Here is a 26,663-nt window from a genome sequence, read left to right on the forward strand (position 1 = left end):
GTCGCAAGATTAGTTCAGATTCTTTTCAAAAAACTTTGGAATAAGCTCAAGAGCGATCAGAACTAAGCGCCATTCGATGCTTTTGCCGCGACGTCATGTCGCGGCAAAACCCCGTCCCAGAGGCCTCAGTGAGCCTCGTCCCAATTGTTGCCAACCCCGACTTCCACCAGCAGCGGCACGTCCAGTTTCGCCGCTTCGCTCATGTGCACGCGAATTTCGTCGCGAACCTGATCGACCAGATCCTCACGAACCTCCAGCACCAGTTCGTCGTGCACCTGCAGGATGACTTTGGCGTCCAGCCCCGAAGCGCTCAGCCAGTTATCCACCGCCACCATGGCTTTCTTGATGATGTCTGCTGCAGTGCCCTGCATCGGCGCGTTGATCGCCGTGCGTTCAGCGGCAGCGCGTTCCTGCGGCTTGTTGGAGTTGATGTCCGGCAGATACAGACGACGGCCGAAGATCGTTTCCACGAAACCTTGGTCTGCCGCCTGCGCGCGGGTGCGATCCATGTATTCACGAACGCCCGGGTAGCGCGCGAAGTAGGTGTCGATGTAAGCCTTGGCGGTCTTGGTGTCGACGCCGATGTCTTTGCCCAGCTTCTGCGCGCCCATGCCGTAGATCAGACCGAAGTTGATCGCCTTGGCGCCACGGCGCTGGTCGGAGGACACTTCGTTCAGCTCGACCTTGAATACTTCGGCGGCCGTTGCGGTGTGCACGTCCAGGTTATTGCGGAAGGCGTTCATCAGGCCTTCGTCGCGGGACAGGTGCGCCATGATCCGCAATTCGATCTGCGAGTAGTCCGCCGCCAGCAGTTTGTAACCTTTCGGCGCAACAAAGGCCTGACGGATGCGTCGGCCTTCAGCGGTGCGCACCGGAATGTTCTGCAGGTTCGGATCGCTCGAGGACAAGCGACCGGTCGACGCGACAGCCTGATGATACGAAGTGTGAATACGCCCGGTGCGCGGATTGATCTGTTCCGGCAGGCGATCGGTGTAGGTGCTTTTCAGCTTGCTCATGGAACGGTGTTCCATCAGCACTTTTGGCAAGCGGTGATCGTCTTCGGCCAGTTTCGCCAGCACTTCTTCGGCGGTGGACGGCTGGCCCTTGGCGGTTTTCTTCAGCACCGGCAGGCCGAGTTTTTCGTAGAGGATCACGCCCAGTTGCTTCGGCGAACCCAGGTTGAATTCTTCACCGGCGATCTCGAACGCTTCACGCTCCAGCGCGACCATCTTGTCGCCCAGCTCGATGCTCTGAATGCCGAGCAGCGCGGCATCAACGAAGGCACCCTGGCGCTCGATGCGTGCCAGTACCGGCACCAGCGGGATCTCGATGTCGGTCAGCACGCTGGCCAGGCTCGGGATGGCGCTGAGTTTTTCGAACAGCGTCTGATGCAAACGCAGGGTCACGTCAGCATCTTCGGCGGCATAGGGCCCGGCCTGTTCCAGAGCGATCTGGTCGAAGGTCAGCTGCTTGGCGCCTTTGCCGGCGATGTCCTGGAAGCTCACGGTGGTGTGGTCCAGGTACTTCTGCGCCAGGCTGTCCATGTCGTGACGGATGGCGGTGGAGTTGAGCACGTAGGACTCAAGCATCGTGTCGAAGGCAATGCCGTTTACGGTGATGCCTTCGTTCTGGTCGCCGCCGATGGCGCAGTTGGCCAGGATGTTCATGTCGAACTTGGCGTGCTGGCCGACCTTGAGCTTGCTTGGGTCTTCCAGGATCGGCTTGAGCGCGCGCAACACAGTGTCGCGATCCAGTTGCTCCGGCACGCCGATGTAGGAGTGGGTCAGCGGAATATAGGCCGCTTCGTTCGCCTGCACCGCGAAGGACAGACCGACTAGTTGCGCCTGTTGGGCGTCGACGCCGGTGGTTTCGGTGTCGAAGGCAAACAGCTTGGCGTTCTTCAGTTTTTCCAGCCAGACGTCAAAGCGTGCCTGATCGAGGATGGTTTCGTACGCGGCCTCAGTCGGTGCGGCGGGCGTTTCTTCCGCAGGCGCGCTGAATAGATCGCCGGCCGGCTCAGGCGCGGCGACGCTGCTCAGTTCCAGGCGTTTGGCGTCGCGGTCCAGATCGTTGATCCAGCTCTTGAACTCCAGCAGGGTGTATAGCTCGTAAAGTTTGGCCGGGTCTTCTGCGCCCATTTTCAGGTCGTCGAGCTCGATATCCAGCGGCACGTCGACCTTGATGGTCGCCAGTTGATAGGAGAGGAACGCCATCTCCTTATGCTCTTCGAGCTTCGCCGGCAGGGTCTTGGCGCCGCGGATCGGCAGGGTCGGCACGATATCGAGCTGCGCGTAGAGCTCGGTCAGGCCGCCGTTGACGCCCACCAGGAGGCCGGACGCGGTTTTCGGCCCGATGCCGGGAACGCCGGGGATGTTGTCGGAAGAGTCGCCCATCAGGGCCAGATAATCGATGATCTGCTCGGGAGCGACGCCGAATTTCTCCTTCACGCCCTCCACGTCCATCGAACTTCCGGACATGGTGTTGACCAAGGTAATGTGCCCGTCGACCAGTTGCGCCATGTCCTTGTCACCGGTGGAGATGATCACCGGACGATTGGCGGCCGCGCTGCTGCGGGCCAAGGTGCCGATCACGTCATCGGCCTCGACGCCTTCGACGCACAGCAGCGGGAAACCGAGGGCCTTCACGCTCTGGTGCAGCGGTTCGATCTGCACGCGCATGTCGTCGGGCATGCTCGGGCGGTTGGCCTTGTATTCGGCGTACATCTCATCGCGAAATGTCCCGCCCTTGGCGTCGAACACCACGGCGAACGGGCTGTCCGGATATTGTTTGCGCAGGCTCTTGAGCATGTTCAGCACGCCTTTGACCGCACCGGTCGGCAGGCCTTTGGACGTGGTCAGCGGTGGCAGCGCGTGAAAGGCGCGGTACAGGTAAGACGAACCGTCCACCAGGACGAGGGGGGCTTGGCTCATGAGCAGGATCAACCTTTTCGGCGGGTCCGGCGCTAGAATAGCGGGACCGTTGACGACAAAGGGACAAGGTTATCATGCGTACGTTAAATCGCTTGCTGCTGGTCAGTTTGATTGCAACCACGCCACTGGCCGCGATCGCGGCGGATGATGCGCCGTCAGCGGAACCGGAGGTCACCATCCGTACCGAAGGTGATAGAACCATCCAGGAGTACCGGCAGAACGGTTTCCTGTACGCGATCAAGGTGACCAAGAAGGGTTTTCCACCCTATTTTCTGGTGCGCGCGGACGGTACTGATGCAAACTTCATCCGCTCGGACCAGCCGGATATGCTGATCCCCGCGTGGAAGATTTTCGAGTGGAAGTAGTTTCTTAATTTCAACCGGCGCCGACGCGATGGCGGCGCCAGAACTGAGCAGTTTTTAACCATGTCTGTGTTCACCCCCCTGGCTCGGCCCGAGCTGGAAACCTTTCTCGCCCCATACGGGCTCGGCCGTCTGCTCGATTTCCAGGGGATCGCCGCCGGCAGCGAAAACACCAACTTCTTTATCAGCATGGAAAAGGGCGAGTTCGTCCTGACCCTGGTCGAGCGCGGCCCGGTGCAGGAAATGCCGTTCTTCATCGACCTGCTCGACGTCCTCCACGAAGCCGACCTGCCGGTGCCTTACGCACTGCGCACCACCGACGGCGTGGCCCTGCGTGAGCTGAAAGGCAAGCCGGCGCTGCTGCAACCGCGCCTCGCCGGCAAGCACATCAAACAGGCCAACGCCCAGCATTGCGCGCAGGTCGGTGACTTGCAGGCGCACCTGCACCTGGCAACCCAGGGCAATAACATGATCAAGCGCAAGACCGATCGTGGCCTGGACTGGATGCTGGAAGAGGGCACGCAGTTTCTCTCGCACCTGAGCGACGAGCCGCGCGCGCTGCTGCAAGCCGCGCTGGACGAAATCACCCAACAGAAAGACAAAATTCTCGCGCTGCCACGGGCGAACATCCACGCCGACCTGTTCCGCGACAACGCGATGTTCGAAGGCACGCACCTGACCGGGCTCATCGACTTCTACAACGCCTGCTCCGGGCCGATGCTCTACGACGTGGCGATTGCCTTGAACGACTGGTGCTCGGACGATGACGGCCTGATCGACGGCCCACGTGCGCGGGCCTTCCTGGGTGCCTACGCGACACTGCGCCCGTTCACGGCAGCCGAAGCAGAGTTGTGGCCTACCATGCTGCGAGTGGCGTGCGTGCGGTTCTGGCTGTCGCGATTGATCGCGGCGGAATCGTTCGCCGGGCAGGACGTGCTGATTCACGATCCGAAGGAGTTCGAGCAGCGTCTGGCCCAGCGTCAGACGGTCAGTACGCCGCTACCTTTCGCCCTGTAAAAGAAAAAACCGCAGCCTGTGCAGGCTGCGGTTTTTTTGTATCAGAGCGATTCGAGACAACCCGCCAGATCATTCCCCAGCTTCTCCAGCACTTGCTCATAACCCTGAGCTGTCGCCGGCGTATACCCACCCAACGCATCCAGTTCCGCCAGCTTCACCGGCAGGCCCGCTACCAGGGTTTCGGCCAGGCGTGGGCGCAACGGCGGCTCACTGAACACGCACGTCTTGCCGACTTCCTGCAAACGCGCGCGCATCGCCGCCACATGCTGAGCGCCCGGCTGCACTTCCGCCGCGACGCTGAACACGCCGGTGTGTTTCAAGCCGTAGGCATCTTCGAAGTAGTCGAAGGCTTCGTGAAAGACGAAGTAGGGTTTGCCTTCAACGCTGGCCAGACGTTTCTTCAAACGCTGATCCAGCGCATCGAGACGCTCGTCGAACGCTTTTACGTTGCTTTGATAGCGCTCGGCATTGGCCGGGTCGGCAGCGCTCAGGTCGGCGGCCATCTTGTCGGCAATAACCCGTGCGTTTACCGGCGATAGCCACAAATGCGCATCAAGGGTGCCCGGGCGGTGATCATGATCATGCTCGTCGGCGTCTTCGGCGTGGGAGTGGCTGTCTTCGGCGAAGCGACGCAGCTTCATGCCCGGCAGGTCCTGCACGGCAACGCTCGGCAACGTGCGACCGTTCAGCACGCGAGGCAGGAAGCCTTCCATGTCCGGGCCGATCCAGTACAGCAAGTCCACCGATTGCACCTTGCGCACGTCGGACGGGCGCAACGCATAGTTATGCGGCGAAGCCCCCGGCGGCAGCAGCACTTCCGGAATCGCCACGCCGTCCTGCACCGCCGCGGCAATCAATTGCAGCGGCTTGATGCTAGTGAGGACTCTGACTTCGGCCTGAGCCGAACCGATCAGCAGAAAACTGGCGACAAATGCCACAAAAACAGAAAAAAGTCGGGACACGATGACCACTCAAGGAGGCGAGAACGGGTAACATAATAACGTCTCTAACCAAACTCGTCGCCGCTCATGCCTATTACCCCGATTGCCAGCCGTCCCCACGACCACTCCCATTGCGTCCACAGCGCCCTGTCCGAGGCCGATGCCTTGTGTGCACAGAAAGGCCTGCGCCTGACCGCATTGCGTCGGCGGGTGCTGGAACTGGTCTGGCAGAGCCACAAGCCGCTGGGTGCCTACGACATCCTCGCGGTGCTCAGCGAGCAGGACGGGCGCCGCGCCGCGCCGCCGACCGTGTACCGCGCGCTGGATTTTCTGCTGGAAAACGGCCTGGTGCACCGCATCTCCTCGCTGAACGCCTTTGTCGGCTGCGTTCACCCGAAACACTCGCACCAGGGCCAGTTCCTGATCTGCCGCGAGTGTCACGCCGCTATCGAACTTGAGCAAAAAACCATCAGCGACGCGATCGTCCACAGCGCCAAGGACGTCGGTTTTATCGTCGAGGCCCAGACCGTTGAAGTAGTCGGCCTCTGCTCCGGTTGCCGGGGGGCTTGATGAGCGATGCGTTGATCCGTCTGGAGCAGGTGGCTGTCCGGTTTGCCGGGCAGAACGTGCTGGACAATATTCACCTGAGCGTCGAGCCGGGGCAGATCGTCACCCTGATCGGCCCCAACGGCGCCGGCAAGACCACGCTGGTGCGCGCCGTGCTCGGGCTGTTGAAACCCGATAGCGGCAGCGTCTGGCGCAAGCCGAAACTGCGCATCGGTTACATGCCGCAAAAGCTTCACGTCGATCCGACCTTGCCGCTGTCAGTGCTGCGCTTCCTGCGTCTGGTGCCGGGTGTTGATCGCCCGCGTGCGCTGGCGGCACTCAAGGAAGTCGGCGCCGAGCACGTCATAGACAGCCCGGTGCAAAGCGTTTCCGGCGGTGAAATGCAGCGCGTATTGCTGGCCCGGGCGCTGTTGCGCGAGCCGGAACTGCTGGTGCTCGACGAGCCTGTGCAAGGTGTCGATGTGGCCGGGCAAGCCGAGCTGTACAGCCTGATCACCCGCCTGCGCGACCGTCACGGCTGCGGCGTGCTGATGGTCTCTCACGACCTGCATCTGGTGATGAGCACCACCGACCAGGTGGTGTGCCTCAACCGTCATGTCTGCTGCTCCGGGCATCCCGAGCAGGTCAGTGGCGATCCGGCTTTCGTCGAGCTGTTCGGCAATCACGCACCGAGCCTGGCGGTCTATCACCACCATCACGACCACGCCCACGACCTGCATGGTTCGGTGGTCAAAGGGCCTGTGACGGGCCAACCTCACGTTCACGGAGATAGCTGCAAGCATGGCTGATTTTCTGTTCTACGCCCTGCTTGCAGGTCTGGCGCTGGCGGTGGTCGCGGGGCCGCTGGGGTCGTTCGTGGTCTGGCGGCGCATGGCCTATTTCGGCGACACCCTGTCCCACGCCGCGCTGCTCGGCGTGGCGCTGGGTTTTTTGCTGGATGTCAGCCCGACCGTTGCGGTCACCGTGGGCTGCCTGCTGCTGGCGGTGCTGCTGGTGACCCTGCAACAGCGTCAGCCGCTGGCGTCCGACACATTGCTGGGCATTCTTGCGCCGAGCACGCTCTCTCTCGGTCTGGTGGTACTAAGCTTCATGCATGAAGTGCGGATCGACCTGATGGCCTATCTGTTCGGCGACCTGCTGGCGATCAGCCCGACCGATCTGGCGTGGATCCTCGGTGGCAGCGCGGCGGTGCTGGTGCTGCTGGTGACGTTGTGGCGGCCGCTGCTGGCGATCACCGTGCACGAAGAACTGGCCCGGGTCGAAGGCCTGCCGGTGGCTGGTTTGCGCATGGCGTTGATGTTGCTGATCGCGGTGGTGATCGCCGTGGCGATGAAAATCGTCGGTGTGTTGCTGATTACGTCGCTGTTGATCATCCCGGCGGCTGCGGCACAACGTCACGCCCGTTCGCCGGAGCAGATGGCACTGGGCGCGAGCCTGCTGGGCATGCTCGCCGTGTGTGGCGGGCTGGCGCTGTCCTGGTTCAAGGACACCCCGGCCGGCCCGTCAATCGTTGTGACGGCGGCCGCACTGTTTCTGCTGAGTTTTGTTCTGCCCCGTCGAGGGGTGTAGACTTGCTCGTTTTTTGCGCAAATAGAGAGTCGCAGGAATGAAGCCGTTCGCCTCCCGTTATCTGCTCCTTGTCGCATTTTCAGTGCTGCTGGGCGCCTGCCAAAGCACGCCGCCGGTGGCCGAAGCCCCCGATGCGCGGGCCACGGCCATCGCACAGCTGGAGCAAAGCCTGGCCAGCAGCGAACTGGCCACCGCCGAGGACCAATTGGCAGCCTTGCAGACCGAAACGCCCAACGATCAGTCCCTTGAGCAATACCAGCGCCAGTTGGCCGAAGCCTATCTGCGCCGCAGCCAGATCGTCCTGCAAAAGGGCGATGTGAATGCGGCCGCAACCGCTTTGGCCCGCGCCCGCGCGCTGATGCCCAAGGCTCCGGCGCTGACCGGTGGCGTCAACGGCGCCATCACCGAAGCCCGCAAGGCTGAGCTGGAAAAAGCCGAAGCAGCGCTCCAGGCCGCTGAAGCCAAGCCGAAAGCCAAAGTGATCGATCCGACCGCCGAAAGCACCACGATTGCGCTGAATATCACCGATAGCCGCAAACTTCGCCGTCAACTCGACGCGATCGCCGCCGATGTGGTGAATTACGATTGCGCGGTGAGCATTCAGGCACCGCGCACCAATGATTACCCTTGGCTGGCGACGTTGATCACCAAACGCGTGAAGAAGCTCGATCCGGATTTCGATCTGCAGATCGAGAAGCAGATTCTGCGCACAGTCCCGGCACAGATGGTTCTGAGCCCGCGCAAACCTTAAAAGCATCGCGGGCAAGCCCGCTCCCACAGGCACGGCGCAATCCTGTGGGAGCGGGCTTGCCCGCGATGACGTTTTACCAGGCGCTCAATCTCTTAAGCCGGAACGCCTTTCGCTTTAGGCTCGCGATCCCAGACCCGATGCTGCCCGATCGCCGCAAAGAACGGCTGGGTCAGCGCTTTCACATCCTTGCCTTCGATCAACCCGGCATCCGCCTCCAGCTTCAACACATCCAGCAATTGCTTGGCCTCTCCCTGCAAAGCAATTGCCTTCAAGTGTTTGTACGCCTCCAGCAGGTAGTGCAACGCCACGCCGTCACCGCTTAACGCCTTGACCGACGCCGCGCCACCCGGCACGAACACCGCGTCGAACGCCACCGAAGGCAAACCTTCCATCGACGCATCCACCGCGAGGCTTTTGCCATCGGCCGTCTTCACCGGCGCCGAGGTCGGGCCGAGCAGTTTGGCGTGCGCACCTTCTGCCGCCAAAGCGGCCTTCATTGCATCAATCGCCGCACCATCGACGCCATTGGCCGCCAGAATCGCCACTTTTCGCGTCTTGATGTTCTCCGGCAAAAGGTTGGCCTGACTCAGGGACGGTGAGTGATCCAAAGAAGTCTTGCGCACCTCGACCGTGCCTTTGGCGGGGGCCGGCAGACCGAGATTTGCCGCCACGCGCTTGGCCAGTTCCAGATCGATGTTGGCCAGAATCTCGTTCACCTCCCGCGCACGAATATGCTCCCGCTCGACTTTGCCCAGTTCGAAGCTGTAGGCCGAGATGATGTGTTCCTGTTCGTGCTTGCTCATGCTGTTGAAGAACAGCCGCGCCTGGGAGAAGTGATCGCTGAACGACTCGCTGCGCTGACGGATCTTGTTGGCGTCGATGCGTTCCGGGTAGCTCTCGAAACCACCATCCTGTGCGGCCGGCGGGGTTTCTTTCGGCCAGCCGCCATCGATCGAGTTCGGCTCATAGGAGGCTCGGCCCTTGTCGATTACCGTGCGGTGCTGGGCATCGCGCTGGCCGTTGTGGAACGGCGCAACTGGGCGATTGATCGGCAGCTCATGAAAGTTCGGCCCGCCGAGTCGGCTGATCTGCGTATCGGTGTAAGAAAACAGCCGACCTTGCAGCAGCGGGTCATTGGAGAAGTCGATCCCTGGCACGATATGGCCGGGGCAGAACGCGACCTGTTCGGTCTCGGCGAAGAAGTTATCCGGGTTGCGGTTGAGGGTCATCTTGCCCAGCGGCGTGATCGGAACGATTTCCTCGGGAATCAGCTTGGTCGGGTCGAGGATGTCGAAATCGAAGTCGTGCTCGTTTTCCTCCTCGATGACCTGTACGCCAAGTTCCCATTCCGGGTAGTCCCCGGTCTCGATGGCCTCCCAGAGATCGCGTCGATGGTAGTCGGTGTCTTTACCGGCCAGCTTCTGCGCTTCGTCCCACACCAGCGAACAGGTGCCTGCGGTGGGGCGCCAGTGAAATTTGACGAAGCGTGATTTGCCCTCGGCGTTGATCAGCCGGAAGGTGTGCACGCCAAAGCCCTGCATGCTGCGCAGACTTTTCGGAATGGCCCGGTCGGACATGGCCCAGATGACCATGTGCGCCGATTCCGGCACCAGCGATACGAAGTCCCAGAACGTGTCGTGAGCCGAGCCACCGGTAGGCATTTCGTTGTGCGGCTCGGGTTTCACCGCGTGGACGAAATCGGGAAACTTGATCGCGTCCTGGATGAAGAACACCGGCATGTTGTTGCCGACCAGATCGAAATTGCCTTCGTCAGTGAAGAACTTCACGGCAAAACCACGAACGTCGCGCACGGTATCGCCGGAGCCGCGTGGCCCTTGCACCGTGGAAAAGCGTACGAACACTGGCGTTTTCTTGCCGGGATCTCGTAGGAAGCCGGCCTTGGTCAGCGCCGAATGGTTCTCGTAGGTTTGAAAGAAGCCGTGGGCACCGGTGCCTCGGGCATGGACGATGCGCTCGGGAATCCGCTCATGGTCAAAGTGCGTGATTTTCTCACGCATGATGAAGTCTTCCAGCAGCGACGGCCCACGAGCACCGGCCTTGAGGGTGTTCTGGTTGTCCGCGACCTTCACGCCCTGATTGGTGCGCAGGGCCTGGCCGGTGGCGTCGGAGCGGAATGTCTCCAGGCTGTCGAGTTTGGCGTTGGTGTTGGCGCGATCCGGGGTGTCGGTCCCGGCCAGTTGGCTTTTGTCGGCGGCAGGTTTTTTGGTACTCATCAGACGTAAACTCCTCGTTTGACCCCGGTATTGCCGAGGCTCTTGAGTGGTTCCCGGGCACGGTACCCGGAGTTTCAAGTCGCTTAACTAGTGACTGACGAGGGTTTTGGCCGTTCCTTTTTTATGACCTTTGATCGCGTTATTGCCAAATGAAAGGTTGAATGCGGAATAAATGCTAATAACCTCTATACGGACAGGCTAAAATGCGCGCCCGGCTAACCGCTGATCCTTTTCTAACGCGCCCCACAAGGTTCGCTACGTGATCGAGTTTCAAAACGTCCATAAGACTTACCGCGTCGCCGGTAAGGACATCACCGCGCTGCATCCGACCAGTCTCTCCATCGAGAACGGTCAGGTGTTCGGCCTGATTGGCCATTCCGGCGCGGGAAAAAGTACCCTGCTGCGTCTGATCAATCGCCTGGAAGAATCCAGTGGCGGCAAGATCATTGTCGACGGCGAAGAAGTCACCGCGCTGGACGCCAACGGCCTGCGCCGTTTCCGTCAGCAGGTCGGGATGATCTTCCAGCACTTCAACCTGCTGGCGTCCAAGACCGTGGCCGACAACGTCGCGCTGCCGCTGACCCTCGCCGGTGAACTGTCCCGCGCCGAGATCGACCAGCGTGTGGCCGAGCTGCTCCAGCGCGTCGGTTTGTCCGACCACGCGAAGAAATTCCCGGCGCAGCTGTCCGGTGGCCAGAAGCAGCGCGTCGGCATCGCCCGGGCCCTGGCGACCAAGCCAAAAATCCTGCTGTGCGACGAAGCCACCAGCGCCCTCGACCCGCAGACCACCGCGTCGGTCCTGCAACTGCTGGCCGAAATCAACCGCGAGCTGAAACTGACCATCGTGCTGATCACCCACGAGATGGACGTGATCCGCCGTGTCTGCGATCAGGTCGCCGTGATGGATGCCGGTGTGATCGTCGAGCAAGGCTCGGTGGCCGACGTGTTCCTGCATCCGAAACACCCGACCACTAAGCGTTTTGTCCAAGAAGACGAGCAGATCGACGAAAGCGAACAGCGCGATGACTTTGCTCACGTGCCGGGCCGCATCGTGCGTCTGACCTTCCAGGGCGAAGCGACCTACGCGCCGTTGCTCGGAACCGTCGCCCGGGAAACCGGTGTGGACTACAGCATCCTGGCCGGTCGTATCGACCGCATCAAAGACATTCCTTACGGGCAATTGACCCTCGCCGTCACCGGTGGCGACATGGACGCGGCGTTCGCCCGCTTCACCGCCGCTGACGTTCACATGGAGGTGTTGCGCTAATGGCAGACCTGATGAGTTTCTTCACCAATATCGACTGGTACGAAATCTGGCTGGCCACCGGCGACACCATGATGATGCTCGGCGGCTCGCTGCTGTTCACCGTCCTGCTCGGCCTGCCGCTGGGCGTGTTGCTGTTCCTGTGCAGCCCGCGCCAGTTGCTCGAAGCCAAAGGCGTTTACGCGCTGCTGTCGCTGGTGGTGAACATCCTGCGTTCGTTGCCGTTCATTATTCTGTTGATCGTGATGATCCCGTTCACCGTGCTGATCACCGGCACCTCGCTGGGCGTGGCCGGTGCGATTCCGCCGCTGGTGGTGGGTGCAACGCCTTTCTTCGCGCGGTTGGTGGAAACCGCCCTGCGTGAAGTCGATCGCGGCATCATCGAAGCAACCCAGTCGATGGGCGCGACTACCCGCCAGATCATCATGAACGCCTTGCTGCCGGAAGCCCGTCCGGGCATCTTCGCGGCGATTACGGTGACGGCGATTACACTGGTTTCCTACACCGCAATGGCGGGTGTGGTTGGCGCCGGTGGCCTGGGTGACCTGGCGATTCGTTTCGGCTACCAGCGTTTCCAGACCGACGTGATGATCGTCACCGTGGTGTTGCTGCTGATTCTGGTGCAAGTGCTGCAAATGGTTGGCGACCGACTGGTCGTTCACTTCTCGCGCAAATAACCGGTTTTGTAATGACATGAGCCGGCCATTCGCTGGCAGGCGCCAGACGGGCGCCGTAAAAAGGAGTTAGCTGAATGAAAAAACTGATCGCTGCTTTCGCTGCCGTAGCCGCTTTTTCGGCCCACGCTGAAACCCTGACCGTAGCTGCCACCCCGGTGCCGCACGCGGAAATCCTCGAATTCGTGAAGCCGGCACTGGCCAAAGAAGGCGTGGATCTGAAGGTCAAGGTCTTCACTGACTACATCCAGCCGAACGTGCAGGTCGCCGAAAAGCGTCTGGACGCCAACTTCTTCCAGCACCAGCCGTACCTCGATGAGTTCAACAAGGCCAAGGGCACCAGCCTGGTCGCTGTGACCGGCGTGCACCTGGAGCCGCTGGGCGCTTACTCCAGCAAGATCAAGAAACTCGACGAGCTGCCAAGCGGTGCCAACGTGGTCATCCCGAACGACGCCACCAACGGCGGCCGTGCGCTGTTGCTGCTGGCCAAGGCTGGCGTGATCACCCTGAAGGATCCGACCAACATCCTGTCGACCGTCAAGGACATCGCCCAGAACCCGAAAGACCTGAAAATCCGTGAACTGGAAGCCGCGACCATCCCGCGCGTGTTGACCCAGGTCGACCTGGCGCTGATCAACACCAACTACGCGCTGGAAGCCAAGCTGGATCCGTCCAAGGACGCGCTGGTCATCGAAGGCAACGATTCGCCGTACGTGAACATCCTGGTGTCCCGTGCGGACAACAAGGACAGCGATGCCATGAAGAAACTGGCCGCTGCCCTGCACAGCCCGGAAGTGAAGAAATTCATCACCGAGAAGTACAAAGGCGCGGTGTTGCCGGCGTTCTGATCCTGGCTTACAGGCATAAAAAAACCGCAGCTCAGGCTGCGGTTTTTTTTGGTCCGGATTTTTACTTGCGATTCAGCATCACCGGCAACTGCGCGACTAGTTTGGCGTTGTTCAACGGCGCCCGAATAAACCCCCGCTGCGTCCCATCCGGCCCGATCACCGCCAGATTTCCACTGTGATCCACCGTGTAATTCGGCTTGCTGGTATCCGCCGGAATGAACGGAATACTCACCGCGTTAGCTACCTTCTGCAGTTCCTCGATCGACTTCGGCGTCAGGCCAATGAACTGCGGATCGAAGTAACCCAGATACTGCTTCAACTGCGCAGGGTTGTCGCGGTTCGGGTCGACGCTGACCAGCACGATCTGCAATTTATCCACCGCGTCCTTCGGCAGCTCGCTCTTGATCTGGCGCAGCTGGGCGAGGGTGGTCGGGCAGATGTCCGGGCAGAAGGTGTAGCCGAAAAACAGCAGGCTCCACTTGCCTTTGAGCTCGTTGACCGTGACCGGCTGGCCGTCCTGATTGGTCATCGTCACGTCCGGCAGGTTGCGGCTTTGCGGCAGCAGGATGATGCCGGCGTCGATCAACGCGGTCGGGTCGCCCTGGCCCTTGCCGCTCAGCACTTTGTTGACGGTCAGGCCGAGGATCAGCGCGATCACGGCCACGAGGATGAAGACGGTTTTCTGGGTTCGAGTCATAGGTTCAACAGTAAGTAGTGGTCTACGAGCAGGGCGATGAACAGCAGAAACAAGTACCAGATAGAGTACTTGAAGGTGTTGATCGCCGCGTGCGGCCGAGTGCCACGGTACAGCACCACGGCCCATTGCAGAAACCTCGCGCCCAGCCCGAGCGCGCAGATCAGGTACAGCGCGCCGCTCATGTGGATCACGTACGGCAACAGGCTGACCGCCAGCAGGGCGAAGGTGTACAGCAGAATGTGCACCTTGGTGTAGTGCTCGCCGTGGGTGACCGGCAGCATCGGAATGTCGGCCTTGGCGTATTCCTCTTTGCGGTGGATCGCCAGCGCCCAGAAGTGCGGCGGGGTCCAGGCGAAGATGATCAACACCAGCAGCAACGGTTCGGCGCTGACGTGGCCGGTGGCGGCGGTCCAGCCAAGCAGCGGTGGTGCGGCGCCGGCAAGTCCGCCGATGACGATGTTCTGCGGCGTCGCGCGTTTGAGGAAACCGGTGTAGATCACCGCGTAGCCGAGCAGCGAAGCCAAAGTCAGCCATGCGGTCAGCGGATTGGTGAAGGTGAGCAACAAGGCCTGGCCGAGCAACGCCAGCACCAGTGCAAAGGTCAGCGCTGCCGTGGGCGAAACCCGGCCCTCGGCCAGTGGCCGTTTGTGGGTGCGCGCCATGACCGCATCGATGCGCCGGTCCACCACGTGATTGACCGCCGCCGCACCACCGGCACACAACGCGATCCCCAGGTTGCCGAACACCAGCACCGTCCACGGAACGCCAGCGCGGGTCGCGAGGAACATGCCGACCAGCGAGGTGATGAGCATCAGCACCACGACTTTCGGTTTGGTCAGCTCCAGGTAATCTCGCCACAACGCCTGCGCGGGACGTTCGCCGATCAGAATCGCCATGGCGTCTCTCCTTTTATAGTGATGGGCGCCGCCGACTGTTTACGCGGACTCATACGCCAGCGCGCAAGCATCGGCTGCTTGACCCGAACCAGACTGGTTCGCGCGTGATAGTTGACCAGCACCATGGTCAGCAGAAGTGCCGCGCCGCCGGCGTTGTGCGCCACGGCCACCGGCAGCGGCAGATGAAACAGCACGTTGCTGATGCCGAGGGTGATCTGTGCGCCGAGGGCGATCAGCACCAGCCCGGCCAGTCGCGTCATGCCCACGACTTTCAGTTGCCACGCCAGACCGAGCAGGACAATCGTCACCAGCAGGGCGCCGATGCGGTGGGTCAGGTGAATCGCCGTGCGCGCATCGCTGTCGAGTTGCCCGCCGAGGTAATTGGGGCCGATGTGCTGGGTCAGGTGAAAGCCGTTGGCGAAGTCCGCCGGCGGCAGCCATTGGCCGTGGCAGGTCGGGAAGTCGATGCAGGCCACTGCCGCATAGTTGGAACTGACCCAGCCGCCCAGCGCGATCTGTCCGATCACCAGCAGCAACCCAGCGGTGGCCCAATATTGCAGACGCTTGGGCACGGTCAGCGCCGGCAGTACGCCGGACAGTCTCAGCGTCAGCAGAAACAGCAGGCTCAAGGTTGCGAAGCCACCGAGCAAATGCCCGGTCACCACTTGCGGCCAGAGCTTGAGCGTCACCGTCCACATACCAAATGCGGCCTGGGCGAATACCACCGCTAATAAAAACAGCGGCAGCTTCAGCGGCTGCCCCGGATGACGACGGTTAACCCACGCGCGACCGGCCAGAATCGAGATCAACATGCCGAGGGTGCCGGCGAAGTAGCGGTGAATCATCTCGTTCCAGCCTTTGTGCGCCTCCACCGGCGAGTCGGGGTAATGCAGTTCGGCATGGGCCAGTTGGGCTTCGCTTTTCGGCACGCTGATAAACCCGTAGCAGCCCGGCCAGTCGGGGCAGCCGAGACCGGCGTGGGTCAAGCGGGTGTAGGCGCCGAGCAGCACGACGATCAGCGCCAGCAGGGTGGCAAACAGCGCGAGGCGAAATCCAGGTTTGGCCATGACGATGCCCTTATCCGATGTTCGACAGTTTCAGCAGGTGGCGCAGGTCGTTGAGCAGATCCTTGCCCTTCACACTCGGGTCGTAGCGCAGCACGAGGTTGCCGTGGGGATCGATGATCCACAGCTGTGGCGTGGCTTTGTCCCCCGTCGCCTTGCTGAACGCGGCGCTATCCAGCGGGTAACGTTGCAGTTGCGGATATTCGCGGCTCAGCTTGGCTTCGTAGTCGGCCGTCAGCGGTTGAGCGGCAGCGAGGGCATGGCTGGCGCGCCCGGCATCGCGGCCGAGGCCGATCTGGATCTGCCGCGCCAGGTACACCAGTTGCTGGCAATCCACCGCGCAGTCTTTCGGCGCGGTCACCAGCATCTGCCAGCGTTCTTCGTCCGCTGTCACGCCAAGGTCGGCGCGGCTCTGGCCGTTGCCGATCAGTTCGCCGTGATAGCTGCGACCGTCGGGCACCCAGAACTGCAATTTGTACATGCCGGTGGCGAGGATCATCGGGCCGATCACGCCGAGCAGGATCAGCAGCAGTTGAATGCGGCCGCGACGGCGACTGGCCGGGGCTTTTGTTTCAGACATGCTGGGTGGATTCATGGCCGCTCCCATGGTGTTTCTCCTTCGCGTTGTGCAATCCGAGGTAGATGTAGAGACCGAACAGGGCGGTGGCCATGGCGAACCACTGCACGGCGTAACCGAGGTGTTTTTCCGGGCCCATGGCAACCACCGGCCAGTCGGCCTGATAGCTGGCGGGACCGGGTTCGGCGCGTAATTCATAGGCGAAGCCGTCGCGCTCGAGGGTTTTCCACAATTTGGCGGGTTCGACGGCGGTGACGGTTTGCGGCCAGGTGCTGCTGACCGGGTCGGCGTGCAACTGGAAGGTCGCGCCGGGGGCGACGTACACCCAGGCATCGATGTTCACGGCATCGGCCGGCGTGTTGAATTGCGGGGTAACGCGGCGGTCCGGCCACGGCAGCCAGCCGCGATTGACCAGCAGCCATAGGCCAGTGCGCTGATCCTGAAACGGTTGCAGCAATTCGACGCCGACCTTGCCGTCACGCTGCCGGTTGTCCAGCAGCAGGCTGTGGGCGGCATCGAACTGGCCATGCAGATGAACCCGGCGAAACGCCGGATCGGCGCTGTGCAGCAATTCAGTGCTGGCCATCGGTTCGGCGGCGCGGCGCTCGGCGTAGCTGGCGAGCAGGGCGGTTTTCTCCGCGCCCCGGCCCAGTTGCCAGAAGCCCAGCGAAATCAGCAGCGGCAGCAGCAAGGCGACCACCAGCGTCGGCACGACGCCCGGCCGAAAACGCTTCATGGCCGCGCCAGAAAAGCAGTGAATACGACCGCTATACTTGATTGCATCGCCTGTACCCCCGGAGTCTTCCCATGCTCAAAGCAGCTATCGTCCTGATGCTGATTGCCACGGTGATCAGCCTGTTCAGCGGCCTGTTTTTCCTGGTCAAGGACGACAGCAGTTCGAATCGTCTGGTCATCGCCTTGAGTGTTCGGGTGGCATTGGCCGCTTGCACCGTCGGCTTGATTGCCTGGGGTTTCTACAGCGGCCAACTGGTGTCGCACGCGCCCTGGTAGCTCTGTTTTTCAGAGCTGCTGCTCAAAGCACGTAAACGAAGATGAACAAGCCGATCCACACCACGTCGACGAAGTGCCAGTACCAGCTCGCGGCTTCAAAGCCGAATTGGTGCTCGTTGTCGAAGTGGCCTTTCATGATCCGCATCAGCATCACAAACAGAATGATCGTGCCGATGGTTACGTGGGCGCCGTGGAACCCGGTGAGCATGAAGAACGTCGCGCCGTAGATGCCCGAACCGAGGGTCAGGCCCAGCTCGTGATAGGCGTGCATGTACTCCTCGGCCTGCAAGGCGAGGAAGCCGCAACCCAGCAGCACGGTGATCGCCAACCAGATTTTCAACGCACCGCGATGCCCTTTCTTTAAGGCATGGTGGGCGATGGTGATGGTCACGCTGGAACTCACCAGCAGGATGGTGTTGATCAGCGGCAGCCCCCAAGGGCTGATGACTTCCTTGGGCGGCGGGAACAGTTTCGGGTCGGGTGTGTGCAGCAGCGGCCAGGTGAACTGGAAGTTCGGCCAGAGCATGTGGGCGATGCCTTTGGTGCCTTCGCCACCCAGCGCCGGGCCGGAGATGTGCCGCACATAGTACAGCGCGCCGAAGAAGGCGGCGAAAAACATCACCTCGGAGAAGATGAACCAGCTCATGCCCCAGCGGAACGAGCGGTCCAGCTGCGGGCTGTACAGCCCCGAGCGGCTTTCCTTGATCACTGTGCCAAACCAGCCGAACAGCATGTACGCCAGCAACAGGCCGCCGACGAAAAAGATCAGCGGGCCGTGGGATTCCGGACGTGCTGCCTTCAGATCGTTGAACCAGGTCGCCAGGCCGTACACCGTAGTGACCATGCCGATAGTCGCGACGATCGGCCATTTGCTCTGGGCCGGGACGTAATAGTGCTCATGAGTTGCCATTTATTGTTCTCCTTATCGGGCACGCTTAACCGCCAGTGTTTGCAGCCACCGGAGGATGTCGGGCGGTGATATCGAACAGCGTGTAGGACAGCGTCAGGTGCTTCACGTCCTTGGGCATGTCGCGGTCAACGATGAAACGCACCGGCATCTCGATCTGTTGACCGGGCTGCAGCACCTGCTGGGTAAAGCAAAAGCATTCAGTTTTGTGGAAATACGCCGCCGCTTCGCTCGGGGCGATGCTTGGCACAGCCTGGGCGCTCATGGGTTTATCGGTTGGATTGCGGGCGATGAAGATCATCTCGTTGACCCCACCCGGATGAGCCACCAGTTCCTCGCCTTTGGGGTAGAACTCCCAGGGCATGTCGGCGTTGTTCATCGACAGGAACTGCACCCGCACCTGTCGAGAGTTATCCACAACCTGCTCGCCTTCGTACTGTCCGGCAGTCTTGCCGTTGATGCCGAAGGCCTTGCACATCACGTCGTAGATCGGCACCAGGGCAAAACCGAAGACAAACATCGCCACCACCACGCCGAGCAGTCGGGTCACCAGTTTCTTCAGCGAAATCGAGTCAGCCATGATCTTTGCCCTCGGCCGAGACCCCTGTGGGAGCTGGCTTGCCAGCGATGCAGCCGACGCGGTGTTTCAGGCAGGCCGCCATCGCGGGCAAGCCCGCTCCCACAGGAGTTTCCACAAGGCAGAAAGTGTTCATTTCACTTCCGGCGGCGTGGTGAAGGTGTGATACGGCGCCGGCGACGGCACGCTCCACTCCAGGCCTTCGGCGCCATCCCATGGTTTGGCCGGTGCGGGTGGGCCGCCGCGGATGGTCTTGATCACGATGAACAGGAAGAAGATCTGCGTGGCGCCGAACATGAACGCGCCGATCGACGAGACCATGTTGAAGTCGGCGAACTGCAGGTTGTAGTCCGGAATCCGCCGTGGCATCCCCGCCAGCCCCACGAAGTGCATCGGGAAGAAGGTCATGTTCATGCCGACGAAGGACAGCCAGAAGTGCAGCTTGCCCAGGGTTTCGTCATACATGTGGCCGGTCCATTTCGGCAGCCAGTAGTACGTGGAGGCGAAGATTCCGAAGATCGCCCCCGGCACCAGCACGTAGTGGAAGTGCGCGACCACGAAGTAGGTGTCCTGGTACTGGAAGTCCGCCGGGGCGATGGCCAGCATCAATCCGGAGAAACCGCCGATGGAGAACAGGATCACGAACGCCACGGCAAACAGCATCGGCGTTTCGAACGTCAGTGAGCCTTGCCACATGGTGCTGGCCCAGTTGAACACCTTGACCCCGGTCGGTACCGCGATCAGCAGGGTCGCGTACATGAAGAACAACTCGCCCACCAGCGGGATGCCGACCACGAACATGTGGTGCGCCCAGACGATGAATGACAGGAACGCGATGCTCGCCGTGGCATAGACCATCGAGGTGTAGCCGAACAGTGGCTTGCGCGAGAAGGTCGGAATGATCGAGCTGACGGCACCGAAGGCCGGCAGGATCATGATGTACACCTCGGGGTGGCCGAAGAACCAGAACACGTGCTGGAACAGCACCGGGTCACCGCCACCGGCAGCACTGAAGAAACTGGTGCCGAAGTGGATGTCCATCAGCATCATCGTCACGCACCCGGCCAGCACCGGCATCACCGCGATCAGCAGGAACGCGGTGATCAGCCAGGTCCAGACGAACAGCGGCATTTTCATCAGGGTCATGCCGGGGGCGCGCAGGTTGAGGATGGTGGCGATCACGTTGATCGCGCCCATGATCGAACTGATCCCCATCAAGTGGATGGCGAAGATGAAGTAAGTCACGCTTTCCGGCGCATACGTGGTGGACAGCGGTGCGTAGAACGTCCAGCCGAAGTTCGGTCCGCCACCGGCGGTGAACAGGGTCGAGACCAGCAGCAGGAACGCCGCCGGCAGCAGCCAGAAGCTGAAGTTGTTCATCCGTGGCAGGGCCATGTCCGGCGCGCCGATCATCAACGGGATCATCCAGTTGGCGAGGCCGACGAACGCCGGCATCACCGCACCGAACACCATCACCAGACCGTGCATGGTGGTCATCTGGTTGAAGAACGCCGGCTCGACGATCTGCAGGCCGGGCTGGAACAGCTCGGCGCGGATCACCATGGCGAACGAGCCGCCGAGCAGGAACATGGAGAACGCGAACCACAGGTACAGCGTGCCGATGTCCTTGTGGTTGGTGGTCAGCACCCAGCGCATCAGGCCTTTGGCGGGGCCGTGGGCGTGGTCGGCATGACCGTGGTCATCGATGACAGCGCTCATGGCCGGTCTCCTTCAAGTGAGTGGACTTGGCAGGCCGGGGCGCCTTGCCCCGGCCGGTTCACGCAGTACGCAATAGACCGGCTCATTTGCTTTCCGCCTGTTTCAGCTCCAGCACTTCTTTTGGCGTGACCATGTCGCCCTTGTTGTTGCCCCAGGCGTTACGTTCGTAGGTCACGACCGCTGCGATATCGACTTCCGAAAGTTGTTTTCCGAACGCCGCCATGGCGGTGCCCGGTTTGCCGAAGTACACGCGGTGCAGGTGATCGGCTTTCGGCCCGGTGGCAATCGGCGAGCCCTTGAGCGCCGGGAACATCGGCGGCAGGCCCTGGCCTTCGGCCTGGTGACAGGCCACGCAGGTGGTGTGGTAGATCTTGTCGCCGCGCTCCTTGAGCTCGTCGAGGGTCCATTCTTTGCTGGTCAGCTCTTTGAGCTGCGCAGCCTCGGCCTTGCGATCGGCCAGCCATTTTTCGTAGTCGGCCTTCTCCTTGACGTCGACCACGATCGGCATGAAGCCGTGATCCTTGCCGCACAACTCGGCGCACTGGCCACGGTATATGCCGGGCTTGTCGATGCGGGTCCAGGCTTCGTTGACGAAACCCGGGATCGCGTCGCGCTTGACCGCGAAGGCCGGCACCCACCAGGAGTGGATCACGTCGGCGGAGGTCACGAGGAAGCGCACCTTGGCGCCGGTCGGCAGCACCAGCGGCTTGTCGACCTCGAGCAGGTAATGCTCGCCCTTGGCTTCCTTGTTGTGGATCTGCTCGGCGGGGGTGGCCAGGTTGCTGAAGAACTCGACGTCCTGGCCCAGGTATTTGTAGTGCCACTTCCACTGGTAGCCGGTGATCTGGATATCGATATCCGGCTCACTGGTGTCGTACATGCGGATCAGGGTCGCAGTCGCCGGCACGGCCATCGCTATCAGAATCAGCAGCGGGACGATGGTCCAGAGAATTTCGACGGTGGTGCTTTCGTGGAATTTTGCGGCGACCTGCCCGGTAGAACGGCGGTGCACCATCATCGACCAGAACATGGCACCGAAGACGATGATCCCGATCACCACACAGATCCAGAAAATGGTCATGTGCAGGTCGAATACTGCGTGACTGATTTCAGTCGCTCCAGGCGCCATATTCACAGTCCAGGCCGCGTTGGCCTGGCTGAAAATCGACCACAACAGGAGGCCCATCCAGACGTGTGGATGTCGCATCATTGCGGGTTCCCCTTATCGTTCTTGTTATCCCGCCGGCTTTCGCCTGCGGCAAGGGATCGGCTGCATCAGACTACGAACTTGAATCGCCGGGCCTTGCTGCGGGTGCAGTCGGGCGTCATCAGCTAACTCCATTCAATGGCGAGTATAGACAGCGGCTGAAAAATGCAATGCGAGGAAGTAAATCGAGTGAAACAGCTGGCACTTGCGTTCCGGGGCACGAATGGAGAAGGATGCAGACGAGTGGTGGCAAACCGATATAACGCAGGTGTATCAAGGATGAAATAATTATGACAAATGCGTCTTAGCATTTTTCGTAAGCCAGCTAAGTTATGTCTTCCCTATTTCATTGCCTTGTTTCCTGGAGTTTTCATGAACACCGCCGCATTGCGCGAGCAGATCCACATAGCCCGACAACACGAGATTGAAACCGGAAAGCTGACCCGTCAGCTGGAAGCCCAACTGCAACACCTGCACCCGGCGATCCAGTTGCCGGAAACCGACGCCAACGGCGTGCTGACGCGTTTTGTCGCCGCCTACATCGATGAAGTGCCAGACCTGCTGGATGCAGCCAATGAAGTTGCCAGGGAAGCGGGAATCGAGTCACAGATCAAACCGGTGCTGAAAATCGCCGAACAGTACTTTCTCCAGCCGCCGGTCGGTCTGGACAGTCTGCTGGACGAAGCCTATCTGGCGCACCGTTTTGTCGAAGAGGTCAACGACCTGTACATCAAGCATTTCGGCCAGCCACTGATCCCCTTGGACATGACGGTCGCCAATCTGATTGCTCACCAGTTGCTCGGTGAGGAATTTGCCAATCAACTCGACGAAGTGGTGCACCACGCGGTGGACAGCATGCTCGACGACGACAGCTTTGCGCTGGAGTCGGTGGAAGCCTACCGCGAGAAACTCAGCAGCCCTGACACCGGTGCGGCGTGGAAACGCTGGCCGTGCATGAGTCGCCGTCTGGGCGTGGGCCTGGAACTGGATCAGCCTGCTGCTTGATCTCTGCGCAAACGATTGGGGGAACAGGTTGCTCTGTTCCCCCAAATGTTTTCAGCCTGCCGCACCGATGCCGGTGGTGGTGCGGATCCGTCCTTCAAGCCTGCGCTTCAACCCGCGCGCCTCGATCAACAGCTTCGAACCCTTGGCCGCATTGGCCCGGCCCCACTCCTCCAGCAACTCCAGACACGAATGGTCGATGTAGCTCAGGTTGTTGAGCGGCACGTGCACCTTCGTGCCCGGCGGGATGCTGCCCAGCACCTGAGTCAGCGCAGGCACCTTGAGAAACGTCGCCGCGCCCACCAGACGCAATTCCATTTCCCCGTCCTGCGGCAGATCGATCAGGCTGATCTTCAGCCGCGAAGCCTTGAACGCCAGTTTCACCAGCGTCAGGCCGAAACCGATCAGCACACCGGTCAACAGGTCAGTGAAGATGATCGCCAGCGCCGTCGCGGCGTAGGTGAACATCGGCATCCGGCCATAACGGCCCAGACCACGGAACGCCTTCAGGTCCACCAGTTTGAAACCGGTGTAGACCAGCACCCCGGCCAGGCTCGCCACCGGAATGCTTTGCAGCACACTCGACAGCAACAACACGAAGGCCAGTAGCCACAAGCCATGGAAAATCGTCGAGTAGCGCGTGGTGGCGCCGGCCTGGACGTTAGCCGAGCTGCGCACGATCACCCCGGTCATCGGCAGCGCGCCGACCAGGCCGCAGAGCATGTTGCCGACCCCTTGTGCCGACAACTCACGGTCGAAGTCCGAGCGCGGGCCGCTGTGCATGCGATCCACCGCGGCGGCGGACAGCAGGGTTTCGGCGCTGGCGATGAAGGCCACGGCGAACGCGGCGATCAGCAGGGTCGGGTCGGCCAGGCTCAGCAGGTCCGCCGGTTTCAGCCAGTCGATGGCTTCGGCCAGATTCGCCGGTACTTCAACCCGCTTCACTTGCAGCGCCAGCAACAGGCTGGCGCCAGTTGCCAGCCCGACACCGAGCAGCGCGCCGGGAATAAAGCGCAGCGAATGCGGACGGCATTTCTCCCACAGCCACATCACGGCGATGGTCGACAGCCCGAGCAACCCGGCCTGCCAGCCAAACGACGGCAAAGCCTGCGCCACCGCGCCGGGGAACGCTGTCAGGTTGTCCAGGCCAGAGGGTTTCGGCGCAGCATCCAGCATCACATGCACTTGCGAGAGCACGATCAGCACGCCAATCCCGGCAAGCATCCCGTAGACCACCGCTGGCGCCGTGACCCGAAACCAGCAACCAAGCTTCAGGCGCCCGGCCACCAGTTGCAGAAAACCCGCCAGCAGCAAAATCGGGCCCAGCATCTCGATACCGTGCTGGCGCACCAGTTCGAACACCAACACCGCCAGACCTGCCGCCGGCCCGCTGACCTGCAATGGCGAACCCGCCAGCCAGCCCACCACCAGTCCACCGATGATCCCGGTGATCAGGCCTTTGGCCGGTGGCAGCCCCGAAGCAATCGCAATGCCCATGCACAGTGGCAGGGCGACCAGAAACACCACCACTGAAGCGAGCAGCTCCCGTGGCAACACAGCTTTTAATTGAGCCGCACGCATGATGACTCTCCCGAAGTTTTCTTCAGGCGTGGCGAAGCCTGGCCGCTGAAACAGCGACCGGCGTCAGACCACACGGATTTTTAGGAGGATTTAGAAGCGCGCTTTGGGCGTCGCCACCGGGATCGGATGGCTGCCGTCGAGCGGCAGGAAGCGTCCCTGATCCGCGTCGTAAGCTTTGATTTCGCTGGTTTCGATGTTGTAGACCCAGCCATGGATGAACAGATGACCGTTCGCCATGCGCGAGGCTACCGAAGGATGGGTACGCAAGTGCTGCAGTTGGGCGATGACGTTTTCCTCGGTGAGGATCGGCATGCTTTCTTTTTCGTCGGTGCAGTTGCAGTTGTCATGCACCATGGTTTTCGCGACTTCGGCATGGCGCAGCCAGGCTTTGACCGTCGGCATCTTTTCCAGGCTGTCCGGATTGAGCACTGCGCGCATGGCGCCGCAATCGGAGTGGCCGCAAATGATGATGTGCTGCACGCCAAGCGCCAGTACCGCGTATTCGATGGCGGTGGAAACGCCACCGTTCATCTGGCCGTAGGGCGGAACGACGTTGCCGACGTTGCGGGTCACGAACAGATCGCCGGGGGAGCTCTGGGTGATCAGTTCAGGGACAATGCGCGAGTCGGCGCAGGTGATGAACATCGCTCGTGGCGATTGGGCCGTGGCGAGTTTCTTGAAGAGTTCTTCCTGTTGCGGAAAGACCTCATGATGAAAATGCAAAAAGCCGTCAACGATATGTCGCAGCGCTGCATCGGCGGATTCCGCCCCAGGGACGGCTTGCGCCGACGCAGCCAACGGCTGTTTATCCTTGTCACTCATGATTCATCCTCTTTGGCGGATTCGGGGAGTCGTTCCCGTGTATTCCGGTATGAAGCCAGTGGCTGTTTAAAAACATCCGGGTCATCCCGACCCGTCAGTCACTCGATGAACAAGGTAACCGCCGAAACTTAACTCAAACTGAATCAAGCGCTCTAGAACGTGTGTTCCAGGTCACAAAAAACGTGACCAGCGTAACCGGGCAAGCAATTCCCTCCACTCAACCATAGGCCAATTGTCCCTAAATCAGCGCCATCTGGCGACCCGGCGGACAAAAGGCTGTGCAATCCAGATTGAAACCTTCGCGATGATTGAGTCCCAGGCGTTTCAATGCCTTGGCGAAGCGTTGCGCGAGCAGGTCGGCGAACGGCCCTTCGCCGCGCATTCGGGCGCCGAAACGGCTGTCGTACAGCTCGCCGCCGCGGCTCTGGCGAATCAGGCTCAACACATGGGCGGCACGTTGCGGGTAATGCGCCTCAAGCCATTCCTCGAACAGCGGCGCCACTTCCAGCGGCAGGCGCAACATCATGTACGCGGCGCTCTGGGCACCGGCCGCGTGGGCTTCGGTCAGCAGGCTTTCGATTTCGCTGTCGTTGATCATCGGAATCATCGGCGAACACAGTACACCGACCGGAATCCCTGCTTCGCGCATCACCCGTATCGCCCGCAACCGGGCCTTGGGCGCGGCGGCCCTGGGTTCGAGGATGCGTTTGAGTTCATCGTCCAGGGTGGTGAGGCTGATCATCACCGCCACCAGCCGCTGTTGCGCCAGTTCGGTGAGCAGGTCGAGGTCACGCAGGATCAGCGAACCCTTGGTGACGATGGTCACCGGATGTCGATAGCGCAGCAACACTTCGAGAGTCTGGCGGGTGATTCTGTGTTCGCGCTCGATCGGCTGATACGGGTCGGTGTTGGAGCCCAGATTGATCGGCGCGCATTGATAGCCTTTTTTCCCCAGCTGTTCTTCCAGCACCTGGGCGGCGTTGGTCTTGGCGATCAGTTTGGTTTCGAAATCCAGCCCCGGCGACATGTCCCAATAGGCGTGGCTCGGCCGCGCGTAGCAATAGATGCAGCCATGCTCGCAGCCGCGATAGGGATTGATCGAGCGGTCGAAGGGCAGGTCCGGCGAGGTGTTGCGGGTGATGATGGTCTTTGCGGTTTCGAAGCTGACTTCGGTGCCTTGGGTCAAAGGCACTTCCTGAAACCAGCCGTCATCCTCGGCCACCGAACGACTTGGCGCGAAGCGGTTGTGCGGGTTGGTGGCGGTGCCGCGACCGCGCGGGGGCAAGAGGCTGGTCATCACGGGTGTCCTTGATCTGTATATGCATACAGTATCTGCAAGATGGCGGATGATCCACTACCGTTCAGCCGTCCATCAATAAATCGCGCGGTTAGTTGTAAGTTTGTTTAGAGCTAAAGTTACAGTTGTGCAAATTGAAGAAACATAAG

26 protein-coding genes are annotated in these 26,663 nt (G+C 61.1%); 11 read left to right on the forward strand and 15 right to left on the reverse strand.

Features of this window, described 5'->3' with window-relative positions:
• Positions 1-125: 125 nt before the first annotated feature.
• Positions 126-2,930: a DNA polymerase I gene (gene polA / locus JJN09_RS26255; protein ID WP_249484377.1), complete on the reverse strand. Its 2,805-nt coding sequence runs from the start codon at positions 2,928-2,930 to the stop codon at positions 126-128.
• A 74-nt stretch (positions 2,931-3,004) separates the two neighbouring features.
• Between polA and JJN09_RS26260 the strand changes: the two genes are divergently transcribed.
• Complete coding sequence (locus JJN09_RS26260) at positions 3,005-3,295, forward strand: DUF2782 domain-containing protein (RefSeq protein WP_249484378.1); 291 nt, start codon at positions 3,005-3,007, stop codon at positions 3,293-3,295.
• A 60-nt stretch (positions 3,296-3,355) separates the two neighbouring features.
• Entirely contained in the window at positions 3,356-4,309 is a 954-nt protein-coding gene (locus tag JJN09_RS26265) for a homoserine kinase (protein ID WP_249484379.1), read from the forward strand.
• Positions 4,310-4,350: 41 nt separating this feature from the next.
• Here JJN09_RS26265 and JJN09_RS26270 read toward each other — a convergent pair whose 3' ends face one another.
• Positions 4,351-5,271: a zinc ABC transporter substrate-binding protein gene (locus tag JJN09_RS26270; protein ID WP_249484380.1), complete on the reverse strand. Its 921-nt coding sequence runs from the start codon at positions 5,269-5,271 to the stop codon at positions 4,351-4,353.
• Positions 5,272-5,337: 66 nt separating this feature from the next.
• Between JJN09_RS26270 and zur the strand changes: the two genes are divergently transcribed.
• Genes zur through JJN09_RS26290 form a run of 4 tightly spaced genes read left to right on the forward strand, consistent with a single transcriptional unit; the run spans position 5,338 to position 8,137 of the window.
• Positions 5,338-5,820 carry a zinc uptake transcriptional repressor Zur gene (gene zur / locus JJN09_RS26275; protein ID WP_011331783.1) on the forward strand — a complete coding sequence of 161 codons (483 nt, stop codon included), beginning with the start codon at positions 5,338-5,340 and terminating at the stop codon, positions 5,818-5,820.
• Positions 5,820-6,605 carry a zinc ABC transporter ATP-binding protein ZnuC gene (gene znuC, locus JJN09_RS26280; RefSeq protein WP_096822428.1) on the forward strand — a complete coding sequence of 262 codons (786 nt, stop codon included), beginning with the start codon at positions 5,820-5,822 and terminating at the stop codon, positions 6,603-6,605. Before zur ends, znuC begins: the two co-directional genes overlap by 1 nt.
• Complete coding sequence (gene znuB, locus JJN09_RS26285) at positions 6,598-7,386, forward strand: zinc ABC transporter permease subunit ZnuB (RefSeq protein WP_065260666.1); 789 nt, start codon at positions 6,598-6,600, stop codon at positions 7,384-7,386. The genes znuC and znuB overlap by 8 nt, the downstream gene beginning before the upstream one ends.
• A 37-nt stretch (positions 7,387-7,423) precedes the next feature.
• Positions 7,424-8,137, forward strand: coding sequence for a PA5502 family lipoprotein (locus JJN09_RS26290; RefSeq protein ID WP_249484381.1), 714 nt, complete (start codon positions 7,424-7,426; stop codon positions 8,135-8,137).
• Between the two features lie 92 nt (positions 8,138-8,229).
• On the opposite strand, the gene katE is transcribed toward JJN09_RS26290, so the two are convergent.
• Positions 8,230-10,371 (reverse strand): catalase HPII, encoded by a 2,142-nt coding sequence (gene katE / locus JJN09_RS26295; RefSeq protein WP_249484382.1) that lies wholly within the window; start codon positions 10,369-10,371, stop codon positions 8,230-8,232.
• 259 nt (positions 10,372-10,630) lie between these two features.
• Here katE and JJN09_RS26300 point away from each other — a divergent pair, with 259 nt between their 5' ends.
• The 3 genes from JJN09_RS26300 to JJN09_RS26310 all read left to right on the forward strand — a co-directional run bounded on the left by JJN09_RS26300 (position 10,631) and on the right by JJN09_RS26310 (position 13,157).
• On the forward strand, positions 10,631-11,638 hold the full coding sequence (locus tag JJN09_RS26300) for a methionine ABC transporter ATP-binding protein (RefSeq protein ID WP_249484383.1): 1,008 nt from the start codon (positions 10,631-10,633) through the stop codon (positions 11,636-11,638).
• Entirely contained in the window at positions 11,638-12,312 is a 675-nt protein-coding gene (locus JJN09_RS26305; RefSeq protein WP_065260662.1) for a methionine ABC transporter permease, read from the forward strand. Before JJN09_RS26300 ends, JJN09_RS26305 begins: the two co-directional genes overlap by 1 nt.
• Positions 12,313-12,386: 74 nt before the next feature.
• On the forward strand, positions 12,387-13,157 hold the full coding sequence (locus JJN09_RS26310) for a MetQ/NlpA family ABC transporter substrate-binding protein (RefSeq protein WP_249484384.1): 771 nt from the start codon (positions 12,387-12,389) through the stop codon (positions 13,155-13,157).
• A 61-nt stretch (positions 13,158-13,218) separates the two neighbouring features.
• Here JJN09_RS26310 and JJN09_RS26315 read toward each other — a convergent pair whose 3' ends face one another.
• The 5 genes from JJN09_RS26315 to JJN09_RS26335 are packed head-to-tail and all read right to left on the reverse strand — an operon-like array spanning position 13,219 to position 17,127.
• The gene (locus JJN09_RS26315; protein WP_085733848.1) at positions 13,219-13,854 is read right to left on the reverse strand and encodes an SCO family protein; all 636 of its coding nucleotides are present in this window, start codon (positions 13,852-13,854) and stop codon (positions 13,219-13,221) included.
• On the reverse strand, positions 13,851-14,750 hold the full coding sequence (cyoE, locus tag JJN09_RS26320) for a heme o synthase (RefSeq protein ID WP_085733847.1): 900 nt from the start codon (positions 14,748-14,750) through the stop codon (positions 13,851-13,853). The genes JJN09_RS26315 and cyoE overlap by 4 nt, the downstream gene beginning before the upstream one ends.
• Positions 14,738-15,817, reverse strand: a complete 1,080-nt coding sequence (locus JJN09_RS26325) for a heme A synthase (protein ID WP_249484385.1) — start codon at positions 15,815-15,817, stop codon at positions 14,738-14,740. The genes cyoE and JJN09_RS26325 overlap by 13 nt, the downstream gene beginning before the upstream one ends.
• A 10-nt stretch (positions 15,818-15,827) precedes the next feature.
• On the reverse strand, positions 15,828-16,421 hold the full coding sequence (locus JJN09_RS26330; protein WP_249484386.1) for a hypothetical protein: 594 nt from the start codon (positions 16,419-16,421) through the stop codon (positions 15,828-15,830).
• A complete protein-coding gene (locus JJN09_RS26335) occupies positions 16,387-17,127 on the reverse strand; it encodes an SURF1 family protein (protein WP_249484387.1) in 741 nt (246 codons plus the stop codon). The genes JJN09_RS26330 and JJN09_RS26335 overlap by 35 nt, the downstream gene beginning before the upstream one ends.
• Before the next feature lie 71 nt (positions 17,128-17,198).
• On the opposite strand from JJN09_RS26335, the gene JJN09_RS26340 reads away from it, so the two are divergent.
• Positions 17,199-17,402: a twin transmembrane helix small protein gene (locus tag JJN09_RS26340; RefSeq protein WP_065260656.1), complete on the forward strand. Its 204-nt coding sequence runs from the start codon at positions 17,199-17,201 to the stop codon at positions 17,400-17,402.
• 22 nt (positions 17,403-17,424) lie between these two features.
• Here JJN09_RS26340 and JJN09_RS26345 read toward each other — a convergent pair whose 3' ends face one another.
• The 4 genes from JJN09_RS26345 to coxB all read right to left on the reverse strand — a co-directional run bounded on the left by JJN09_RS26345 (position 17,425) and on the right by coxB (position 21,815).
• Positions 17,425-18,312 carry a cytochrome c oxidase subunit 3 gene (locus JJN09_RS26345; RefSeq protein ID WP_249484388.1) on the reverse strand — a complete coding sequence of 296 codons (888 nt, stop codon included), beginning with the start codon at positions 18,310-18,312 and terminating at the stop codon, positions 17,425-17,427.
• A 25-nt stretch (positions 18,313-18,337) separates the two neighbouring features.
• Positions 18,338-18,889 (reverse strand): cytochrome c oxidase assembly protein, encoded by a 552-nt coding sequence (locus JJN09_RS26350; protein WP_085713029.1) that lies wholly within the window; start codon positions 18,887-18,889, stop codon positions 18,338-18,340.
• A 129-nt stretch (positions 18,890-19,018) separates the two neighbouring features.
• Entirely contained in the window at positions 19,019-20,605 is a 1,587-nt protein-coding gene (ctaD, locus tag JJN09_RS26355; RefSeq protein WP_249484389.1) for a cytochrome c oxidase subunit I, read from the reverse strand.
• A gap of 82 nt (positions 20,606-20,687) precedes the next feature.
• Complete coding sequence (coxB, locus tag JJN09_RS26360; protein ID WP_249484390.1) at positions 20,688-21,815, reverse strand: cytochrome c oxidase subunit II; 1,128 nt, start codon at positions 21,813-21,815, stop codon at positions 20,688-20,690.
• Between the two features lie 369 nt (positions 21,816-22,184).
• On the opposite strand from coxB, the gene JJN09_RS26365 reads away from it, so the two are divergent.
• Complete coding sequence (locus tag JJN09_RS26365; RefSeq protein WP_096822440.1) at positions 22,185-22,817, forward strand: hypothetical protein; 633 nt, start codon at positions 22,185-22,187, stop codon at positions 22,815-22,817.
• A 51-nt stretch (positions 22,818-22,868) separates the two neighbouring features.
• On the opposite strand, the gene JJN09_RS26370 is transcribed toward JJN09_RS26365, so the two are convergent.
• From JJN09_RS26370 to JJN09_RS26380, 3 genes are all read right to left on the reverse strand, one after another.
• Positions 22,869-24,395 carry a SulP family inorganic anion transporter gene (locus JJN09_RS26370; protein WP_249484391.1) on the reverse strand — a complete coding sequence of 509 codons (1,527 nt, stop codon included), beginning with the start codon at positions 24,393-24,395 and terminating at the stop codon, positions 22,869-22,871.
• 90 nt (positions 24,396-24,485) lie between these two features.
• Complete coding sequence (locus JJN09_RS26375; RefSeq protein WP_096822442.1) at positions 24,486-25,217, reverse strand: carbonic anhydrase; 732 nt, start codon at positions 25,215-25,217, stop codon at positions 24,486-24,488.
• Between the two features lie 238 nt (positions 25,218-25,455).
• Positions 25,456-26,514, reverse strand: coding sequence for a PA0069 family radical SAM protein (locus JJN09_RS26380; RefSeq protein ID WP_249484392.1), 1,059 nt, complete (start codon positions 26,512-26,514; stop codon positions 25,456-25,458).
• Positions 26,515-26,663: the final 149 nt, after the last annotated feature.

Origin of the sequence: Pseudomonas sp. HS6 (genome assembly GCF_023375815.1) — a bacterium.
Lineage (GTDB): Bacteria > Pseudomonadota > Gammaproteobacteria > Pseudomonadales > Pseudomonadaceae > Aquipseudomonas.

What these genes read in the sequence shown, in the direction of transcription:
- JJN09_RS26350 (WP_085713029.1), bottom strand. Translation starts at nt 18,889, where the DNA reads ATGGCTGACTCGATTTCGCTGAAGAAACTGGTGACCCGACTGCTCGGC.
- polA (WP_249484377.1), bottom strand. Translation starts at nt 2,930, where the DNA reads ATGAGCCAAGCCCCCCTCGTCCTGGTGGACGGTTCGTCTTACCTGTAC.
- JJN09_RS26365 (WP_096822440.1), top strand. Translation starts at nt 22,185, where the DNA reads ATGAACACCGCCGCATTGCGCGAGCAGATCCACATAGCCCGACAACAC.
- JJN09_RS26380 (WP_249484392.1), bottom strand. Translation starts at nt 26,514, where the DNA reads ATGACCAGCCTCTTGCCCCCGCGCGGTCGCGGCACCGCCACCAACCCG.
- JJN09_RS26345 (WP_249484388.1), bottom strand. Translation starts at nt 18,312, where the DNA reads ATGGCAACTCATGAGCACTATTACGTCCCGGCCCAGAGCAAATGGCCG.
- JJN09_RS26335 (WP_249484387.1), bottom strand. Translation starts at nt 17,127, where the DNA reads ATGAAGCGTTTTCGGCCGGGCGTCGTGCCGACGCTGGTGGTCGCCTTG.
- ctaD (WP_249484389.1), bottom strand. Translation starts at nt 20,605, where the DNA reads ATGAGCGCTGTCATCGATGACCACGGTCATGCCGACCACGCCCACGGC.
- JJN09_RS26370 (WP_249484391.1), bottom strand. Translation starts at nt 24,395, where the DNA reads ATGCGTGCGGCTCAATTAAAAGCTGTGTTGCCACGGGAGCTGCTCGCT.
- katE (WP_249484382.1), bottom strand. Translation starts at nt 10,371, where the DNA reads ATGAGTACCAAAAAACCTGCCGCCGACAAAAGCCAACTGGCCGGGACC.
- JJN09_RS26325 (WP_249484385.1), bottom strand. Translation starts at nt 15,817, where the DNA reads ATGGCCAAACCTGGATTTCGCCTCGCGCTGTTTGCCACCCTGCTGGCG.
- znuB (WP_065260666.1), top strand. Translation starts at nt 6,598, where the DNA reads ATGGCTGATTTTCTGTTCTACGCCCTGCTTGCAGGTCTGGCGCTGGCG.
- JJN09_RS26340 (WP_065260656.1), top strand. Translation starts at nt 17,199, where the DNA reads ATGCTCAAAGCAGCTATCGTCCTGATGCTGATTGCCACGGTGATCAGC.
- cyoE (WP_085733847.1), bottom strand. Translation starts at nt 14,750, where the DNA reads ATGGCGATTCTGATCGGCGAACGTCCCGCGCAGGCGTTGTGGCGAGAT.
- JJN09_RS26330 (WP_249484386.1), bottom strand. Translation starts at nt 16,421, where the DNA reads ATGGGAGCGGCCATGAATCCACCCAGCATGTCTGAAACAAAAGCCCCG.
- JJN09_RS26265 (WP_249484379.1), top strand. Translation starts at nt 3,356, where the DNA reads ATGTCTGTGTTCACCCCCCTGGCTCGGCCCGAGCTGGAAACCTTTCTC.
- znuC (WP_096822428.1), top strand. Translation starts at nt 5,820, where the DNA reads ATGAGCGATGCGTTGATCCGTCTGGAGCAGGTGGCTGTCCGGTTTGCC.
- zur (WP_011331783.1), top strand. Translation starts at nt 5,338, where the DNA reads ATGCCTATTACCCCGATTGCCAGCCGTCCCCACGACCACTCCCATTGC.
- JJN09_RS26315 (WP_085733848.1), bottom strand. Translation starts at nt 13,854, where the DNA reads ATGACTCGAACCCAGAAAACCGTCTTCATCCTCGTGGCCGTGATCGCG.
- JJN09_RS26310 (WP_249484384.1), top strand. Translation starts at nt 12,387, where the DNA reads ATGAAAAAACTGATCGCTGCTTTCGCTGCCGTAGCCGCTTTTTCGGCC.
- JJN09_RS26260 (WP_249484378.1), top strand. Translation starts at nt 3,005, where the DNA reads ATGCGTACGTTAAATCGCTTGCTGCTGGTCAGTTTGATTGCAACCACG.
- JJN09_RS26305 (WP_065260662.1), top strand. Translation starts at nt 11,638, where the DNA reads ATGGCAGACCTGATGAGTTTCTTCACCAATATCGACTGGTACGAAATC.
- JJN09_RS26375 (WP_096822442.1), bottom strand. Translation starts at nt 25,217, where the DNA reads ATGAGTGACAAGGATAAACAGCCGTTGGCTGCGTCGGCGCAAGCCGTC.
- coxB (WP_249484390.1), bottom strand. Translation starts at nt 21,815, where the DNA reads ATGATGCGACATCCACACGTCTGGATGGGCCTCCTGTTGTGGTCGATT.
- JJN09_RS26290 (WP_249484381.1), top strand. Translation starts at nt 7,424, where the DNA reads ATGAAGCCGTTCGCCTCCCGTTATCTGCTCCTTGTCGCATTTTCAGTG.